Source organism: Cellulomonas sp. P24, assembly GCF_024704385.1.
Classification (GTDB): Bacteria; Actinomycetota; Actinomycetes; order Actinomycetales; family Cellulomonadaceae; genus JAJDFX01.
The window spans coordinates 2,836,239-2,852,436 of the sequence record NZ_JAJDFX010000002.1; the positions used below are offsets into that span (position 1 = coordinate 2,836,239).

Annotated in this window: 17 protein-coding genes, 1 tRNA gene and 1 pseudogene; 10 read left to right on the forward strand and 9 right to left on the reverse strand. The window is 72.8% G+C overall.

From position 1 onward, the window contains the following. Window positions 1–9: 9 nt before the first annotated feature. Window positions 10–2,253 (reverse strand): trehalose-phosphatase, encoded by a 2,244-nt coding sequence (otsB, locus tag LJB74_RS13210; RefSeq protein ID WP_396125231.1) that lies wholly within the window; start codon window positions 2,251–2,253, stop codon window positions 10–12. A 140-nt stretch (window positions 2,254–2,393) separates the two neighbouring features. Between otsB and LJB74_RS13215 the strand changes: the two genes are divergently transcribed. Both LJB74_RS13215 and LJB74_RS13220 read left to right on the forward strand, forming a co-directional pair. Beyond that, window positions 2,394–4,163 (forward strand): serine/threonine-protein kinase, encoded by a 1,770-nt coding sequence (locus LJB74_RS13215; protein ID WP_259308975.1) that lies wholly within the window; start codon window positions 2,394–2,396, stop codon window positions 4,161–4,163. A gap of 58 nt (window positions 4,164–4,221) precedes the next feature. Continuing rightward, window positions 4,222–4,725 (forward strand): hypothetical protein, encoded by a 504-nt coding sequence (locus LJB74_RS13220; protein WP_259308976.1) that lies wholly within the window; start codon window positions 4,222–4,224, stop codon window positions 4,723–4,725. A gap of 12 nt (window positions 4,726–4,737) precedes the next feature. Here LJB74_RS13220 and LJB74_RS13225 read toward each other — a convergent pair whose 3' ends face one another. After that, window positions 4,738–5,193: a hypothetical protein gene (locus LJB74_RS13225; RefSeq protein ID WP_259308977.1), complete on the reverse strand. Its 456-nt coding sequence runs from the start codon at window positions 5,191–5,193 to the stop codon at window positions 4,738–4,740. Between LJB74_RS13225 and LJB74_RS20880 the strand changes: the two are divergent. Next, window positions 5,083–5,421: pseudogene (locus tag LJB74_RS20880) on the forward strand (DsbA family protein); the annotation flags it as partial. The gene LJB74_RS13225 and the pseudogene LJB74_RS20880 overlap by 111 nt on opposite strands. Before the next feature lie 241 nt (window positions 5,422–5,662). Beyond that, window positions 5,663–5,734, forward strand: a tRNA-Thr gene (locus tag LJB74_RS13230). 17 nt (window positions 5,735–5,751) lie between these two features. Here LJB74_RS13230 and LJB74_RS13235 read toward each other — a convergent pair. Together LJB74_RS13235 and LJB74_RS13240 are read right to left on the reverse strand one after the other, a co-directional pair. Next, on the reverse strand, window positions 5,752–6,621 hold the full coding sequence (locus LJB74_RS13235; RefSeq protein ID WP_259308978.1) for an SGNH/GDSL hydrolase family protein: 870 nt from the start codon (window positions 6,619–6,621) through the stop codon (window positions 5,752–5,754). Between the two features lie 31 nt (window positions 6,622–6,652). After that, a complete protein-coding gene (locus LJB74_RS13240) occupies window positions 6,653–7,303 on the reverse strand; it encodes a uracil-DNA glycosylase (protein WP_396125232.1) in 651 nt (216 codons plus the stop codon). A 228-nt stretch (window positions 7,304–7,531) separates the two neighbouring features. Here LJB74_RS13240 and LJB74_RS13245 point away from each other — a divergent pair, with 228 nt between their 5' ends. The 6 genes from LJB74_RS13245 (at window position 7,532) to groL (ending at window position 12,179) form a co-directional block, all read left to right on the forward strand. Then, entirely contained in the window at window positions 7,532–7,828 is a 297-nt protein-coding gene (locus tag LJB74_RS13245) for a DUF3263 domain-containing protein (protein ID WP_259308979.1), read from the forward strand. Between the two features lie 23 nt (window positions 7,829–7,851). Then, a complete protein-coding gene (locus LJB74_RS13250; protein ID WP_259308980.1) occupies window positions 7,852–8,169 on the forward strand; it encodes a hypothetical protein in 318 nt (105 codons plus the stop codon). A 13-nt stretch (window positions 8,170–8,182) separates the two neighbouring features. Beyond that, window positions 8,183–8,446, forward strand: a complete 264-nt coding sequence (locus LJB74_RS13255) for a LytR C-terminal domain-containing protein (RefSeq protein ID WP_259308981.1) — start codon at window positions 8,183–8,185, stop codon at window positions 8,444–8,446. Between the two features lie 147 nt (window positions 8,447–8,593). Further along, window positions 8,594–8,797: a cold-shock protein gene (locus LJB74_RS13260; RefSeq protein ID WP_259308982.1), complete on the forward strand. Its 204-nt coding sequence runs from the start codon at window positions 8,594–8,596 to the stop codon at window positions 8,795–8,797. A gap of 11 nt (window positions 8,798–8,808) precedes the next feature. Beyond that, window positions 8,809–10,272, forward strand: a complete 1,464-nt coding sequence (locus tag LJB74_RS13265) for an NAD(P)/FAD-dependent oxidoreductase (RefSeq protein ID WP_259308983.1) — start codon at window positions 8,809–8,811, stop codon at window positions 10,270–10,272. A 281-nt stretch (window positions 10,273–10,553) separates the two neighbouring features. Continuing rightward, window positions 10,554–12,179: a chaperonin GroEL gene (gene groL / locus LJB74_RS13270; protein ID WP_259308984.1), complete on the forward strand. Its 1,626-nt coding sequence runs from the start codon at window positions 10,554–10,556 to the stop codon at window positions 12,177–12,179. A 153-nt stretch (window positions 12,180–12,332) separates the two neighbouring features. Here the strand turns inward: groL and LJB74_RS13275 are convergent, their stop codons facing one another. The 5 genes from LJB74_RS13275 to LJB74_RS13295 form a co-directional block, all read right to left on the reverse strand. Then, window positions 12,333–12,596, reverse strand: a complete 264-nt coding sequence (locus LJB74_RS13275; protein ID WP_259308985.1) for a DUF4031 domain-containing protein — start codon at window positions 12,594–12,596, stop codon at window positions 12,333–12,335. Window positions 12,597–12,637: 41 nt separating this feature from the next. Further along, window positions 12,638–12,928 (reverse strand): WXG100 family type VII secretion target, encoded by a 291-nt coding sequence (locus LJB74_RS13280; RefSeq protein WP_259308986.1) that lies wholly within the window; start codon window positions 12,926–12,928, stop codon window positions 12,638–12,640. Between the two features lie 80 nt (window positions 12,929–13,008). Further along, on the reverse strand, window positions 13,009–13,845 hold the full coding sequence (locus LJB74_RS13285; RefSeq protein WP_259308987.1) for a hypothetical protein: 837 nt from the start codon (window positions 13,843–13,845) through the stop codon (window positions 13,009–13,011). A 114-nt stretch (window positions 13,846–13,959) separates the two neighbouring features. Next, window positions 13,960–15,468, reverse strand: a complete 1,509-nt coding sequence (locus LJB74_RS13290) for an ATP-binding protein (protein WP_259308988.1) — start codon at window positions 15,466–15,468, stop codon at window positions 13,960–13,962. Continuing rightward, window positions 15,465–16,181 carry a response regulator transcription factor gene (locus tag LJB74_RS13295; protein ID WP_259308989.1) on the reverse strand — a complete coding sequence of 239 codons (717 nt, stop codon included), beginning with the start codon at window positions 16,179–16,181 and terminating at the stop codon, window positions 15,465–15,467. The genes LJB74_RS13290 and LJB74_RS13295 overlap by 4 nt, the downstream gene beginning before the upstream one ends. Window positions 16,182–16,198 lie beyond the last annotated feature (17 nt).

Below are 16,198 nucleotides of genomic sequence, written 5' to 3' on the forward strand. Positions count from 1 at the left end.
TGAGGATCGTCACATCGGGCCGTCGACGAGGAGGTCCGCCAGCCTCAGCAGCACCGCCGCGAGCCCGTCGGGATCGTCGACCCTGAACCGTGCCGCGGTGTCGCCGGGACCCACCCGCACCGTGACGTCCTCCGGGCGGAGCGTGCGGAAGGCGCGCTCGTCGGTGACGTCGTCACCCGCGTAGAACAGGGCACGGGCGCCCAGGTCGTGCCTCAGGCCGGCGAGGGCGTCGCCCTTCGTGACGGTGAGGACCGCGAGCTCGACGACGTCCTTCCCGTGCATCGCGTCGACCCCGGGGCGGTCTCCGAGCGCGAGCGCCGCGGCGGTGAGCCGCGCGGCCACGTCCGGGTCGCAGCCGCGGGTGTGCAGGACGGCCGAGGCCGGCTTGCTCTCGACGCGTGCGGTGGTGCCGGCGACCAGCGCGGTCAGCCCCGCACGCAGCTCCTCGAGCAGGGCCGCCGCCGCAGGCTCGAGGACCAGGTCCTCGCGGTGCAGCGTCCCGTCCTCCCAGCGCGCACGCTCGGCGCCGTGGCTCCCGACCAGCACCGTGCCGTCGGGCACCTCCGCCTTGTCGGCGAGGTCGGCGACCCCGCGACCGGAGACGAGGGCGAGCCGGACGCCCGGATGGGCGCCCAGGCGTGCGAGGGCCGTCACGGCCTCAGGAAGCGCGCGGCTGCCCTCCGGGTCGTCACGCAGGGGGGCGAGGGCGCCGTCGAAGTCGAGCGCCACGAGCACGGGGCCGCCGTCGTGGGCCGTCTGCGCGAACCCCGTCAGGGCGGCGTCGAGCGGCGACGCCGGTGCGGCCGGGCCTGCGGGCACGGCGACCCGCGCCGGCACGGCCGTCAGGACCGCGAGGAACTCGGAGGACCACATCGCGACGTCGTGCTCGAGGACGTTGCGGCGCAGCCGACGCATGCGCTTGCGGGACTCCCGCGGGTCCAGGTGCGCGGCGTAGGTGATCGCGTCCTTGAGCCCGTCGATGTCGTGCGGGTTCACGAGGATCGCCCCGGCGAGCTGGTCGGCCGCGCCGGTGAACTCGCTCAGGACGAGAGCACCGCGCTCGTCCGACCGCGCGGCGACGTACTCCTTCGCGACCAGGTTCATGCCGTCGCGCAACGCGGTCACGAGCATGACGTCCGCCGCGAGGTAGAGCGCCGCCATCTCCTCCATCGGGTAGGAGTGGTGCATGTAGTGGATCGCGGCGTGCCCGAGCGCCCCGAACTCGCCATTGACCCGGCCGACGAGCAGCTCGACGTCCTCGCGGAGCTGCTGGTACGCGCTGACGTTCTCGCGGCTCGGGCTGGCGACCTGGACGAGGGTGGCCTCGGGCACCTGCAGCCGATCGTCCCGCAGGAGCTCGCCGAACGCCTTCATCCGGTGGCGGATGCCCTTGGTGTAGTCGAGGCGGTCCACGCCGAGGAGCAGGACGGTGGGGTCGCCCAGCTCGCGGCGGATCTCGCGGGCCCGCTGCTGGACCTCCGCCGTGCGGGCGAGGGCGTCGAAGCGCGCCGAGTCGATCGAGATGGGGAACGCGGCGGCCCGGACGTGGCGGGTCGCGGGGCGTGCGGCTGTCGTCCCGTGGTGCGGTGCCTGGTGCGCCGCGGCGGCGTCGTCGTGATCGTCGGTCGGCACGGTGATGACCTGACCGCGCGTCGACAGGTCCGTCAGCCGACGGACCGAGCGGACGAAGTTCGCGGCGTCGCCGACCCGCTGGAACCCGATGAGGTCGGCCCCGAGCAGACCGTCGACGACCTGCTTGCGCCACGGCAGCTGGCTGAAGATCTCGACGGCGGGGAACGGGACGTGGAGGAAGAACCCGATCCGGAGGTCCGGCCGTGCCGCGCGGAGCATCGCCGGGACGAGCTGGAGCTGGTAGTCGTGGACCCAGACCACGGCCCCCTCGGCGGCGTGGGAGGCGGCGGCGTCGGCGAAGCGCTGGTTGACCCTGCGGTACGCGTCCCACCACTGCCGGTGGAACGTCGGCGGTGTGATGACGTCGTGGTACAGCGGCCAGAGGGTGTCATTCGAGAACCCCTCGTAGTAGTCCTCGAGGTCGGCGGTGCTCAGCTCGACCGGGACGAGCCGCATGCCGTCGGAGTCGAACGGCGCGAGCTCGACGTCGGTGGCACCCGACCATCCGACCCACGCACCCGACGACTCCTGCATGACGGGCCAGAGAGCGGTCACGAGGCCACCTGGCGACCGGCTCCAGGTGTGTGAACCGTCCTCCGCGATCGTGAGGTCCATGGGCATTCGGTTCGCTACGACGAGGAAGTCATCACCGTCAACGGGCACCAGGCATCAGCTCCTTGGGGTTTTCTTGAGGCTACCGTGCCCGTCTGCTGACCGCGCGGTTGCGGCTGTTCCCGAGGCCGGGCGGCTAGCGTGAGGCCATGGAGCGCATCGGTCTGGCGCCCGGTTCCGAGGTCGGGGGATACCGCATCCTGGCCCCGCTCGGGTCGGGCGGCATGGGGACCGTCTACCGAGCGGTCGACGGCGGCGGGACCACGGTCGCGCTCAAGCTCCTGCACCCGCACATCGGTGCGGACCCGGTCGCGCGGGACCGCCTGCGACGTGAGGCGGCGGCCCTGCAGCGGTTGCGGCACCCGGCCGTCGCGGCGGTCCTCGACGCCGAGGCCGACTCGACCGAGGCCTTCATCGTCACCGAGCTCGTCGACGGCGACACCCTCGAGGACCGGGTGCGGCTCACCGGGCCGCTGGCCCCGGACGCGCTCGCCGATCTCGCGGACGGGCTCGCGGACGCCCTCGTCGCGGTGCACGCGGCCGGCGTCGTGCACCGGGACCTGAAGCCGAGCAACATCATGCTGACGGCGGACGGGCCGGTGCTGATCGACTTCGGGATCGCGCAGGCGGCCGACGACGCGCGCGTGACGAGCGTCGGGCTGGTCGCCGGCACGCCGGGGTACCTGCCGCCCGAGCTGCTCGACGGCGCGGACCCGACAGCGACGAGCGACTGGTGGGGCTGGGCCGCGGTGCTCGCGTTCGCGGCCACCGGGCGCGCGCCTTTCGGGGTGCGGCCCGTCGAGGTCGTGCTCGCCCGGGCGCGCTCCGGGGAGCCGGACCTCGACGGCCTCGGACCGGTCACCGCCGGCGCCCTGCGGTCCGCGCTCGCACCGCAGGTCGCGGCACGTCGCCCACCCCGTGAGGTGGTCAGCGCGCTCCGGCGCGCCGCCGAGGACCCCGAGGAGGACCTCCCGACGCAGCAGCTCGGCCCGTCGGACGTGGCGGGAGGCCCGGCGTGGGCGGTGCCCGCGTCGTCGGCGGGGCCTGAGCACGACGGTCGTACCCGGGTGCTCGGGCCCGGCGACGCGACGGCGGTGCTCGGCGGCGCGACGGTGGCGCCGACGGCGGCGACGGTTCCGGTGGCACCAGGCGGGACGTGGCCCGGCCCGGCGGCCGGTCGACCGGCGCCCTGGGGTGGGACCGTGCGCGACGAGGGCGACCGCTGGGACGGCGACGCCGTGGACGGCCAGACCTTCGGGGGTGACGACGGCGCGAGGTTCGACGGCGAGGACGCCCCGCGCGCCCCGGACCGTCGCCGCGGGTCGGTGCTCGCCCTCGGTCTCCTCGCCGTGGCGGGCTCCATGCGCTACCCCGGGGTGACGCTGATCGCGCTGGTGGCCGCGCTGGTGCTCGCCCGTACGGTCGGGACGGCCGCGGAGGCCTGGCACGCGCGACGGGAGCGGCTCGGCGCACGGAGGTCCGACGGGGCGCGGGCGGTGCTCCTGGCTCCGTGGCACACCGTGCGCGCGATCGTCGGTCTCGTGCCGTCGGTGCTGGTCGGCGCCAGCGTCATGGTGCTCCTGGCCGGGCTGCTGCGCTGGTGGGCGACAGGGCCGACGTCGCCCGGTCGCGGCTGGACGCTGACGGTCGGCTCCGGGACGGGGACCGACGTGACGCTCGCGGTGACCCTGGCGATCGGCATGATCGGTGGTCTCCTGACGACCTGGTGGGGACCTGGCTCGGGGACCACGCGGATCGGTGCACGCTGGGCGCTCGCCGCCGTCGCGCCCGGGCGGGGCGGCGCGGCGGTGCTCACGCTCCTGGCGCTCGCGGGAGCGCTGCTGGTCGTCGTCGCGGTCCTCGTCGGGTCCCCGGTCGACTGGTGGCCGTTGCCGGTGGGGACCCTCCCCGGGGTGTGAGCCGCCGTGCCACGAGCTCGCACGGCCGGGTTCCAGACCTACCCCGTACGCTGGCGTCATGCGCGCTCCTGCGACCTGGACCGCGGCGCACGGTGTCCGCCGGGCGGCCGGTGCCGCCGTGCTGCTGACGGCAGTTGTGGGACTGACCGCGCGCGCGCTCGGCTGGGGGCAGGTCGTGCTCGACTCGTGCGTCCCGGTCAGCGGTCCGGTGGGCTTCCTCGGCGTGCACCTGGCGCTGCTGCGGGACTCGGCCGGGTGCCCGGAGGGAACCTTCGCGGTGACGCCGGGCGGCGGTGTGGTCGCGAGCATCGCCCTCGGCACCCTGCTGGTCGACCTGGTGCTGCTCGGTGGGGGAGCGACGCTCGCCGGTCTCGTCGCCCGGGCCGTGCGGGCTGCCCGGCGCGCCGCCGCGGCGGTGCTCGCGGGTCGGCCCGTCGAGCGCACCGCGGTCCTCCCGCCGGTTCGGTCGTGCCCGGTCGCCGGACCGCTCCGCTCCTGGGTCCCGGTGCGCCGCACTCACGGCGCGCACCGGCACCGAGGTCCGCCCGTCGCCCTGGCGTGAGACGCACCCCCATCACCCTGAGCACTCCATGACGGAACGAGGAACCCCATGCCGAACGACCCGCGCCCGACCAAGGCGCAGCGCCGAGACGAGGCGCGCATCAAGGCCCAGCAGCTGCGAGCGGAGCAGAAGAAGAGGGAACGGCGCAACCGCATCCTCGCGATCAGCGGGCTCGGTGCCGCGCTGCTCGTGCTCGTGGTGGTCGTCGTCTACATCCTCGGGCAGGGCAACAAGCCGCTGCTCGCGGACGTCGCGCGCCCTGCGGGGACGACGATCAGCGGCGGCATCCCGATCACGAAGGGGGAGCCGGCCCCCCTGTCCGGCGACACGATCAAGACGACCACCGGGGTCCCGGTCGTGTCGGTCTACGCCGACTTCATCTGCCCGAACTGCGGGAACTTCGAGAAGGTCAACCACGCCGACCTCGACGCGCTGCAGGCCGCCGGCAAGATCGTGCTCGACTACCACCCGATCGCGATCCTGGACGCGTCCTCCACGACCAACTACTCGACGCGGGCGGCGCAGAGCGTCGCTGCGGTCGCGAACGGTGATCCCGCGCACTTCGTGGCCTACTGGGACGCGCTCTTCACCGACCAGCCCGCCGAGGGAAGTGCGGGCCTCAGCGACGCCGAGCTCGCCACGCGTGCGAAGGCGGCCGGGGTGAGCCAGTCCGTGATCGACAGCTTCTCGAAGGGGACCTACACCGACTGGGTCACCAAGGCGACCGAGCAGGCCACCACGAAGGACGGGGTCAAGGGGGACGCCGACCGTCTACATCGACGGCAAGGAGTGGTCCGGCAACTGGACCAGCGCCGGTGTGCTGAAGGCGGACATCGAGGCTGCCGCCAAGGGCTGACCCGCCCGACGACGGGACGCACGGGCACGGCGGCGACCTCGGTACTCTGTACCGGGGTCGCCGCACGTCGTGCGACCCCGCGCCGCCGTAGCTCAGTGGTAGAGCACCCGCCTTGTAAGCGGACGGTCGTCAGTTCAATCCTGACCGGCGGCTCCCCTCGCGCACCGGGCTCACTCGGCCGTCGGTGCGTCCACCAGGGGAAGGTCCAGCGCCGGTGCGAGCTCGGGGCGCTTCGCGACCCGGGTGTCCCCGGAGGACCGGCCCTGGAGCCGCCGCGTCATCCAGGGGACGACGTGCTCGCGCACCCACTCGGCGTCCTCGCGGAGCTGCTGCGACCGGGGCGGTGCGGGGACCGGCGCGAGCGGCTCGTCCCAGCGAGGGTCGTCCGGGCTCAGCCCGAGGGCGACGAGAGCGGCCTGGGCGACCCGACGGTGCCCCTCGGTGGTCAGGTGGATGCGGTCGTCGCTCCACATCCGCCAGTCCCGGAGCGACCTCATGCCCCACAGGTCGACGACGACCGCGCCGTGCCGTCGGGCGATCGACCACACGTGAGCGTTGAGCACCGCGACCCTGCTCCGGGTCCGGCGCACCAGAGGACTCTCCGCGGTGTCGACACCCGTCGCCAGGATCACGTCCGCGCCTGCGGCCCGGAACCGCGCGACCGCGGCCTCGAGGTCCCGGGCGAGGCGGTCCGGGTCCGCGGCGGGGCGCAGCATGTCGTTCCCGCCGCCGACGAGGCTCACGAGGTCGGGCTCGAGGGACAGCGCGGCGGGCACCTGCTCGCGCAGGATCGGCCGGAGCAGTCGGCCCCGCACGGCGAGGTTCGCGTAGGCGAGCGGCGGTGCACCGGCGGCGTCCTGGCGGGCGGCGAGGTGGCCTGCGAGCAGGTCGGCCCACCCGCGGCAGAGGGCGCCGTCGGACGGGACGTCCCACAGCCCCTCGGTGAACGAGTCGCCGAGCGCGACGTAGCGGGTCCACGTCGGCGGTGGCGTGGTGGCGGATGGCGTGGCAGCGGATGGGAGGGCGTCGTGCGTGGTCACGGGTCCAGTCTGCGCCGACAGTGCCCGGGTGTCAGGGCAGTCGCCAGTCGACCGGTGCGCCACCCTGCTCCGTGAGCAGGGCGTTGACACGCGAGAACGGCCGTGAGCCGAAGAACCCGCGGTGCGCGGACAACGGGCTCGGGTGGACGCTCGAGACGAACGGCACGGAGCCGAGCGCGGGGACGAGGGACTGGGCGTCCCGTCCCCAGAGGATCGCCGCGAGCGGGCCGCCGCGTGCGACGAGCGCGTCGACCGCACGGAGCGTGACCGGTTCCCACCCCTTGCCGCGGTGCGAGGCGGGCGCGCCGGGTGCGACCGTCAGCACCCTGTTGAGCAGCATCACCCCCTGGTCGGCCCAGGCGCTCAGGTCGCCCGACGTCGGCGGTGCCACCCCGAGGTCGGCCCCGAGCTCGGTGACGATGTTCGCGAGCGACCGGGGGAGCGGGCGTACGTCGGCCTGGACCGAGAACGACAACCCCATGGGGTGCCCGGGGGTCGGGTACGGGTCCTGACCGACGATCAGCACGCGGACCTCGGAGAGCGGTCGGCGGAACGCGCGGAAGACGTCCGGGCCGGCCGGCAGGTACCCTCGTCCGGCGGCGATCTCGGCCCGGAGGAACGTGCCCATCGCGCGCACCTGCGGGGCGACCGGCAGCATCGCGGACGCCCAGTCGGGCGCCATCAGGCCGGCCAGGTACGCGAGGTCGGCGGCGGTCGGTTCAGGGCCCGCCGTCGTCGGGTCGGGGTGGCGGTGAGGGCTGTCCACCCGGTGAGAGTAGCCGTCGGCGGCGGCGACGGACGGGATCGGGACGGGTCGGACGAAGGAATGACAGCCATGTCATTCGGTCCTACGATGAGGGGCGTCGGTGCAGGGGTTCCGCACCACGCACGGCTGCGAGCAGGAGGTTCCATGGACGCCACGGTGCAGGCGGTCCGCGAGGGCGCCCATGAGATCGGCGACCTCTCGGAGCGCGACCAGCAGGTCCTCGCGTTCGAGCGCCAGTGGTGGAAGTACGCCGGTGCCAAGGAACAGGCGATCCGTGAGCTGTTCGACATGTCGGCGACCCGCTACTACCAGGTGCTGAACGCGCTCATCGACTCGCCGGCCGCGCTCGAGCACGACCCGATGCTCGTCAAGCGGCTGCGTCGGATGCGTTCGACGCGGCAGCGCGCCAGGACCGCTCGACGTCTGGGCGTCGATGCGTAGTCGCGTCCGTTAGCCTGTCGGGCGTGAGCAAGGCGAGATACCCGTACCCAGCCGACGAGTTCGACGCCGTCGACGCGCATGCCGGTCCGCGCGGCGTCCACCGACGGGCGCGATCCGTCTGGACGCGTGTGTGGCCGTTCCTCCTGGTGATCGTGCTCTTCCCGGCGATCGCGTGGGGGGGTCGTGACGCTCCTCACGGGCACCGGGGGCGATACCGGCCTGGCTGCCGGCTCGACCCTCCCGTCGGTGGCGACGAGCGACACGCCGACAGCGCCATCGACGACGGCCACGAGCACCACGCCGGCCACGACGCCATCGGCCACGACGCCCGCCGCGCCTGACCTGCACACCGCGGTGTCGGTCCTCAACGCGACCAAGACGAGCGGGCTCGCGGCCAAGGGTGAAGCTGCGCTCAAGACCGCCGGGTTCACGTCGATCACGACCGGCAACTACACGGGCACGGCACCGACGACGTCCACCGTCTTCTATGCGACCGCGAAGCTCGAGGCCACGGCGCGTGCCGCGGCCACGGCGCTGAAGATCTCCACCGTGACGCTGGACCCGGCCAAGGCGGGCACGACGATCTCGATCGTCCTGACGAAGGACTACACCCCCTGACCCGGTCGCGCCGATCGACCGGCGCGACCACCCGGGCGGTCTCCCGCGCGCGCCGGGGGACCCATTAGGCTCACCCGACAACGCCGCCGTCCCGGTGCCGTGAGGCATCGGGCGGACGCGGCGTGAAGTCGACTCGAGGAGCGTGACATGGCCCAGGGCACCGTCAAGTGGTTCAACGCGGAGAAGGGCTACGGGTTCATCACCCCGGCCAGCGGAGGGAACGACCTCTTCGTGCACTACAGCGCGATCCAGACGGACGGGTTCCGCACCCTCGACGAGGGCCAGGACGTGGAGTTCGAGCTCGGTCAGGGCAGCAAGGGACCGCAGGCCGAGCAGGTCCGACCGCTCTGAGCCCTGACGTCGTGGTCGTCGGCAGCGGGCCCAACGGGCTCGCAGCCGCGGTCACGTGCGCACGAGCCGGGTTGTCGGTGCTCGTGGTCGAGGCACAGCCGGAACCTGGCGGCGGTGCGCGGACCCTCGACCTCGGTCTGGCACCAGGGATGGTGCACGACCTCTGCTCGGCCGTGCACCCGCTGGCGGCGGCCTCACCGTTCCTGCGGGAGTTCGACCTCGCGGCCCGCGGGGTCGAGCTCCTCCACCCGGATGCGGCGTACGCGCACCCGCTCGACGGCGGTCGTGCCGGGGTTGCCTACCGGTCGCTCGAGCGGACCGCCGAGGGACTCGGCGTCGACGGCCGCGCCTGGCGCCGGCTGCTGCGACCGTTCGTCGACCGTGCCGAGGCACTCATGGAGGTCGTCCTCGGGGACCGGGCCCGAGGTGCCGACGGTCCGCTCGCGCACGGTCCGACGGCGCTGCGTCTCATGGCGGCCGTCGTCGAGCAGGTCGCCGTGGGCACGAGGTTCGACTCCGACGTCGCACCGGCACTCCTGGCCGGCGTCGGCGCCCACGCCAGCACCCGGCAGCCGTCGGCCGCAGCGGCCGGCACCGGGCTGCTGCTGGCGACCCTCGCACACGTGGGCGGGTGGCCCGTCCCGCGCGGCGGGAGCCGGGCGATCACCGACGCGCTGGTCGCCGACCTGCGCGCGCACGGCGGCGAGCTGATCACCGGGGTCACCGTCGACGACCTCGACGAGCTGCCGCGGGCCCGCGCGTACCTCCTCGACACGACCCCGCGCACCGCGGTCCGGGTGCTCGGCCGGCGCCTTCCGCCCGGACGGGCGCGAGCCCTCACACGGTTCCCCTACGGGAACGGGGTCGCCAAGGTCGACCTGGTGCTCTCGGGCCCGGTCCCGTGGGCGAATCCCGAGGTCGGGCGCGCCGGGACGGTGCACCTCGGCGGGAGTCGTGCGCAGCTCGCGCAGGCCGAGCGTGACGTCGCCGCCGGACGGCACGCGCGGCACCCCGTCGTGCTCGTGAGCGACCCCACCGTGGCTGATCGCTCGCGGCTCGGCCCGACAGGCCTGCGACCGTTGTGGACCTACGCGCACGTGCCGGCCGGCTCGACCCTCGACGTGACCGAGGCGGTCGTCTCGCAGGTCGAGCGGTTCGCACCGGGCTTCCGTGACGTCGTCGTCGCCTCGCGTGCCGTCCCCGCCGCGCGGATGAGCGAGCACGACGCCAACTACCCGGGCGGTGACATCGGGTCCGGGGCGGTGACGGCGTACCGGCTGCTCGCCCGGCCCCGCCTCGCCGTCGACCCGTACCGGCTCGGGATCCCGGGCGTGCTCCTCTGCTCGGCGTCGACGCCGCCAGGACCCGGGGTGCACGGCATGGCCGGCTGGCACGCTGCGCGTCGGGTGCTGCGGTCCCGGTTCGGCCTCACCCGGATGCCGGACCTCGCCCCGGAGCCGGTTGCGGGCACCTGAGGCCAGCAGCGGCCAGCTGCAGGCAGCTGCGGGCAGCTGAGAGCACTGCGCCTGCCCTGGTCGGCGCGGTTCGGAGCGTGTTCGCCGGCGGCGGAGGCAGGTTGCACTCTCCGGTGCCGAGTGCTAACCATGGACTTAGCACTCTCAGGTAGAGAGTGACAGAATCACCCTGGTCGTCAGGTGAGGTTCGGGCAGTGACGGGACATGACCGTCGCGGTGCGGGCCGTCCGTCGCGGGCACCTACTGACCACCCGATTGCCACAGTGGAGGATCACAGCCCCATGGCCAAGATCATTGCCTTCAACGAGGAGGCCCGTCGCGGTATCGAGCGAGGGCTCAACATCCTCGCCGACACCGTCAAGGTCACGCTCGGCCCGAAGGGCCGCAACGTCGTCCTGGACAAGAAGTGGGGTGCGCCCACCATCACGAACGACGGTGTGAGCATCGCCAAGGAGATCGAGCTCGAGGAGCCGTTCGAGAAGATCGGCGCCGAGCTCGTCAAGGAGGTCGCCAAGAAGACGGACGACGTCGCGGGCGACGGGACCACCACGGCGACCGTGCTCGCCCAGGCGCTCGTGCGCGAGGGCCTGCGGAACGTCGCTGCCGGCGCCAACCCGATCGCCCTCAAGAAGGGCATCGAGAAGGCCGTCGAGGCTGTCACGGCCGAGCTGCTGAAGCAGGCCGTCGAGGTCGAGACCAAGGAGCAGATCGCGGCCACGGCCTCGATCTCCGCCGGTGACACGGCGATCGGTGCGCTCATCGCCGAGGCCCTCGACAAGGTCGGCAAGGAGGGCGTGATCACGGTCGAGGAGTCCAGCGCCCTGGGCCTGGAGCTCGAGCTGACCGAGGGCATGCGCTTCGACAAGGGCTTCCTGTCGGCGTACTTCGTCACGGACCAGGAGCGTCAGGAGGCCGTCCTCGAGGACGCGTACGTCCTGCTCGTCGAGTCCAAGATCTCGAACGTCAAGGACCTGCTGCCGCTGCTGGAGAAGGTCATCCAGGCCGGCAAGCCGCTGTTCATCGTCTCCGAGGACGTCGAGGGTGAGGCTCTCGCCACGCTCGTCGTCAACAAGATCCGTGGCACGTTCAAGTCCGTCGCCGTCAAGGCTCCGGGCTTCGGCGACCGCCGCAAGGCGATGCTGCAGGACATGGCCATCCTCACGGGCGGCCAGGTCGTCTCGGAGACCGTCGGTCTCAAGCTCGACACGGTGGGCCTCGAGGTCCTCGGCACGGCGCGCAAGATCGTCGTGACGAAGGACGAGACGACCATCGTCGAGGGCTCGGGCGACGCGGCTCAGATCGCGGGTCGGGTCGCGCAGATCCGCGCCGAGATCGAGAACTCGGACTCGGACTACGACCGCGAGAAGCTCCAGGAGCGCCTCGCCAAGCTGGCCGGTGGCGTCGCCGTCATCAAGGCCGGCGCGGCCACCGAGGTCGAGCTCAAGGAGCGCAAGCACCGCATCGAGGACGCCGTCCGCAACGCGAAGGCTGCCGTCGAGGAGGGCATCGTCGCCGGTGGTGGCGTCGCGCTCATCCAGGCCGGCAAGACGGCCTTCGCCGACCTCGTCCTCGAGGGCGACGAGGCGACCGGTGCGAACATCGTGCGCGTCGCGCTCGATGCTCCGCTCAAGCAGATCGCGATCAACGCCGGCCTCGAGGGTGGCGTCGTGGCGGAGAAGGTCCGCAACCTGCCGATCGGTCACGGTCTGAACGCCGCGACCAACGTCTACGAGGACCTGCTCGCCGCGGGGATCAACGACCCGGTCAAGGTCACCCGGTCCGCGCTGCAGAACGCTGCGTCCATCGCGGCGCTGTTCCTCACCACCGAGGCCGTCGTGGCCGACAAGCCGGAGAAGGCCGCACCGGCCGGCCCCGGTGGCGGCGAGGACTTCGGCGGCGGGTTCTGATCGACTGATCACGGATCGGGCCTGAGCTGACGCCAGGTCGGATCTCGCACGAACAACGGCGGGTGTCCCGGTCAACCGGGGCACCCGCCGTCGTCGTACCGGGGCGGCGCTGCCGTGGCGATCGACGGGTCGACAGATCGGTGCGTCGGCAGGTCAGCGGTCGCGGGCTCGCACGCGCAGCCCTGAGGCGCGCAGGCGCCGGATGAGCTCGTGCGGCGTGACAGGGACCGCCCCGAGGTCGACCAGCGTGCCGTGGAGCTCGTCGGGCACGTCGTAGTGGTCGAGGTCGAACCCGCGCCGCGGGAGACCGGCGAGTGCGGCGAACGCGTGCAGCTCGTCGAGGGACGTGTCGCTGACCAGGTGCCCCCACAAGCGCCCGTGACGGGGCCAGCGGGCAGGATCGATCAGAACCGTCACACCACCGGATCCTACGAGGCGCGCCGGGTGCGGTCCCGCCGTCAGGACGAGAAGAGGCGCGAGGCCTGCTGCTCGGCGTCGGCGTACGTCTGCGCCGCGGCGTGCAGGGCTGCCGTGATCTGGTCGAGCGCCTGCTCGACCCGGACCTGCGTGGCGGACCACTCGGTCATGATCGCGGCGAACCCGGTCGCCGCGGTCCCGCGCCAGCTCGACTGCAGATCGGTCAGGTGCCGTTGCATCAGGGCGACCTCCGCCCGCACGGCGGCGGCGGACCGCTGGACGGCTGCCCCCGCCTGGGTCATCTGTGCGCTGTCGACCTCGTACCTGCTCATGTGTCCTCCTGGGGTTGGGAGGTCACGACGGTACGGATCCCGCGCCGGGCCCCGCGGGCGGGGCCGTCGGAGGCTGCGCCTCAGTGCTCGACGGGCGCGGCTGTGGTCGGGTCGTCAGGTGTCGTGGAACCCGCCGTGACGGCCCCCGCCGTCGGGTCGACCGTCGTCGGATCGCCCGTCGTCGCGTCGACGGCAGCCGCCCCGCCCTCGGCGGCGGGATGTGCCTCGGAGAGCCGTGCGAGCTCCTTCTCGAGCCGGTGCAGCTCGGCGGTGATGTTCTGCCGAGCCGGCTCCTCCCACGCGGTGCCGAGCGGGCTGACGAACAGGGCCTCCCGTGCCAGGAGCTTGTGGAGGATCCTGACCCGCGCGCCGACGTAGTCCTCGAGAGGCAGGTGCGCGTACTCCTCGCGGACCTCCTGCAGGTAGGCCTTGTACCGCTGGGGCTCGGCCGCGAGCATCGCGAGGTCCGCGTCGCACAGGACCGCGCAGTCGAAGTCGCCGGCCACGGGGGCGTGCCGGGTCAGGGCGATCACGAGGTTGCTCACCCGGTCGGCCGCGCGCTCCGGTACTCCGAGGCTCTCGAGCTGGATCCGCGCGAGCGCGGCGCTGGCGACCTCGTCCTCGCCGCCGCGCTTGGCGTACGACGCCCGTTCCGCGGCATCGAAGACCGCCCCGTGGTACCAGGCGGCGAGCCGCACGAGCTCGGGCTCATGGGTCTCCTCGGCGAGCTCGTCCACGCGCGCCAGGACGTCGGTGAGGTGCTTCAGCGTGTGGAAGTGGCGACCCGGGCCGCACCACCGCTCGATCAGATCCTCGCCCACCGCCCGGATCTCCTCCGGAGAAGCGGTCGCGCCCGCCCCGTGGACGCTGCGGACGAACGACGGAAGGAGCCACTGCGGTGCGTGCACGACGCCCATTGATCAGCCTCACGGAGGGGGTACTTCTTCAGGACGCGCCATGGTAGCCCCCTCGTGCGGCCCGGTTCATCCCGTCCGCCGGGTTCGCGGTGGACAGCCAGGTGACGTCCCCCGTCAGGTGACGTCGACCTCGTCCAGGGTCGTGACCTCCACCTCGCCGGTCGTGGCCGGGCGGGGTGCCGGTGGCTTGCGCGGCAACGTGACCCGGACGGTGGTTCCTCCGCCGGGCGTGGTGAGGAGCTCGACGTGCCCCCGGTGGCTCGTGACGATCGCCTCGACGATGGCCATCCCGAGGCCCGCGCCGCCGGAGTCCCGGGTCCGCGACGCATCGACCCGGTAGAACCGCTCGAAGACCCTGGCCGCGTGCTCCGGCGAGATGCCGGGCCCGTGGTCGCGGACCTCGACGACGGCGGTGTCGTCGTCGAGGAGGCCGAGCCCGATCTCCACCGGTGTCCCCGGCGGTGTGTGCTGGACGACGTTCCCGATGAGGTTCGCGAGCACCTGCCGGAGGCGCGCCTCGTCGCCGACGACCAGTGTCGGTCCGATCGTCCCGCCCTCCTGTGCGGGGACCAGCCGGACCGGCCGGTCGCGGTCTAGCGCGTGCAGGTCGCCGACGGCGTCGCCGGCGAGCACTGCGAGGTCGACGTGGTCGGTGCGCATCGGGCGTCCCTCGTCCATGCGCGCGAGGGCGAGCAGGTCCTCGACGAGGCTGCCCATGCGGGTGGCGGACCCCTCGATCCGACGCATCGTGTCGCTGAGCTGCTCGTCCTCGGTCAGTGCGCCCATCCGGAACAGCTCGCCGTACCCGCGGATCGTCGCGAGCGGGGTCCGCAGCTCGTGCGACGCGTCGGCGATGAACCGGCGCATCCGGGCCTCCGAGGCGGTCCGCGCGTCGAAGGCGCTCTCGATCTGGGTCAGCATGCCGTTGAGCGCGACGCCCAGCCGGCCGACCTCGGTGGACTCCGGTGCGGTGGGGATGCGTCGGCCGAGGTCGCCGTCCGCGATCGCCGCCGCGGTGGTCTCGATCTCCTGGAGCGGACGGAGCGAGCGCCGGACCGCGACGTAGCCGGTGACCCCGCCGATCGCGACGACACCGAGGCTGATGCCCAGCAGGGCCATCTGCATCTCTTCCATCGTCGCCGTCGCCGAGTGCAGCGACAGGGCGACGAACACGCTGCCGGACCCGTCCGTGAACGTCCCGGCGATCACCCGCCAGCTGCTCTTGCCGTCGACGGAGCGCACCGTGAACGGCGAGACGAGGTTCTTGACCTCGGAGTAGGTCATCGCCGGGATCACCGGGAACTGGCCTGCCGACGTGCTCGTCCGGTTGAAGACCGTCTGCACGGGGGTGCCGTCCACCGCCTCGAACTGCACGTAGTAGTCGCTCGGTGCGCCGGTGCTCGGGTCACCGGTGAGGCCTTGCGCGCTCCGCGTGGCCTGCTCGACGACCTCTCGTGCCGCGGACGTCAGCTGGTCGTCGACCTGCTGGACGAGGGAGCGGTGGAGCAGCGTCAGAGCGGTGGCACCGACCACGGCGAGCCCGATCAGCAGCAGGGTCGTGGTGATCGCGACGAACCGCAGCCGGAGCGGCAGTCCGTGGAGCAGAGCGCGGACTCGGGTCACGACTGCTGGCGCAGCATGTACCCGACACCACGCTTGGTGTGGATCAGCGGGGTGACGGGAGAGCCGTCGGGAGCGTTGACGTTGTCGACCTTGCGCCGCAGGTAGGAGATGTACGACTCGACGATGTTCGCGTCGCCACCCCACTCGTACTGCCAGACGTGGTCGAGGATCTGCGTCTTGGACAGCACGCGGCCCGGGTTCAGCATCAGGTAGCGCAGCAGCTTGAACTCGGTCGGCGAGAGCTCGACGACGCGGCCCCCGCGGGTCACCTCGTGGCTGTCCTCGTCGAGCTCGAGGTCGGCGTACGCGAGCACGCTCGACGAGAGGTCCGCATCCGGCTGAGTGCGGCGGAGCACCGCGCGGATCCGTGCGACGACCTCCTCGAGGCTGAACGGCTTCGTCACGTAGTCGTCGCCACCGACGGTCAACCCGGTGACCTTGTCCTGGGTGTCGTCGCGCGCCGTGAGGAACACGACGGGGACGTGCTGCCCCTTCTCGCGCAGGCGCCGCGTGACGGCGAACCCGTCCATGTCGGGAAGCATCACGTCGAGGACGACGAGATCGAGCTCGACCTGGCGTGCGACGCGGAGCGCTGCGGCCCCGTCGGCGGCGGTGTGCACCTCGAAGCCGGCGAAACGCAGCGAGGTGGCCAGAAGCTCGCGGATGTTCGGCTCGTCGTCGACGACGAGCAGACGCGCCTCAGGTGTAGTCATGCCAGCAGTGTCGCGCG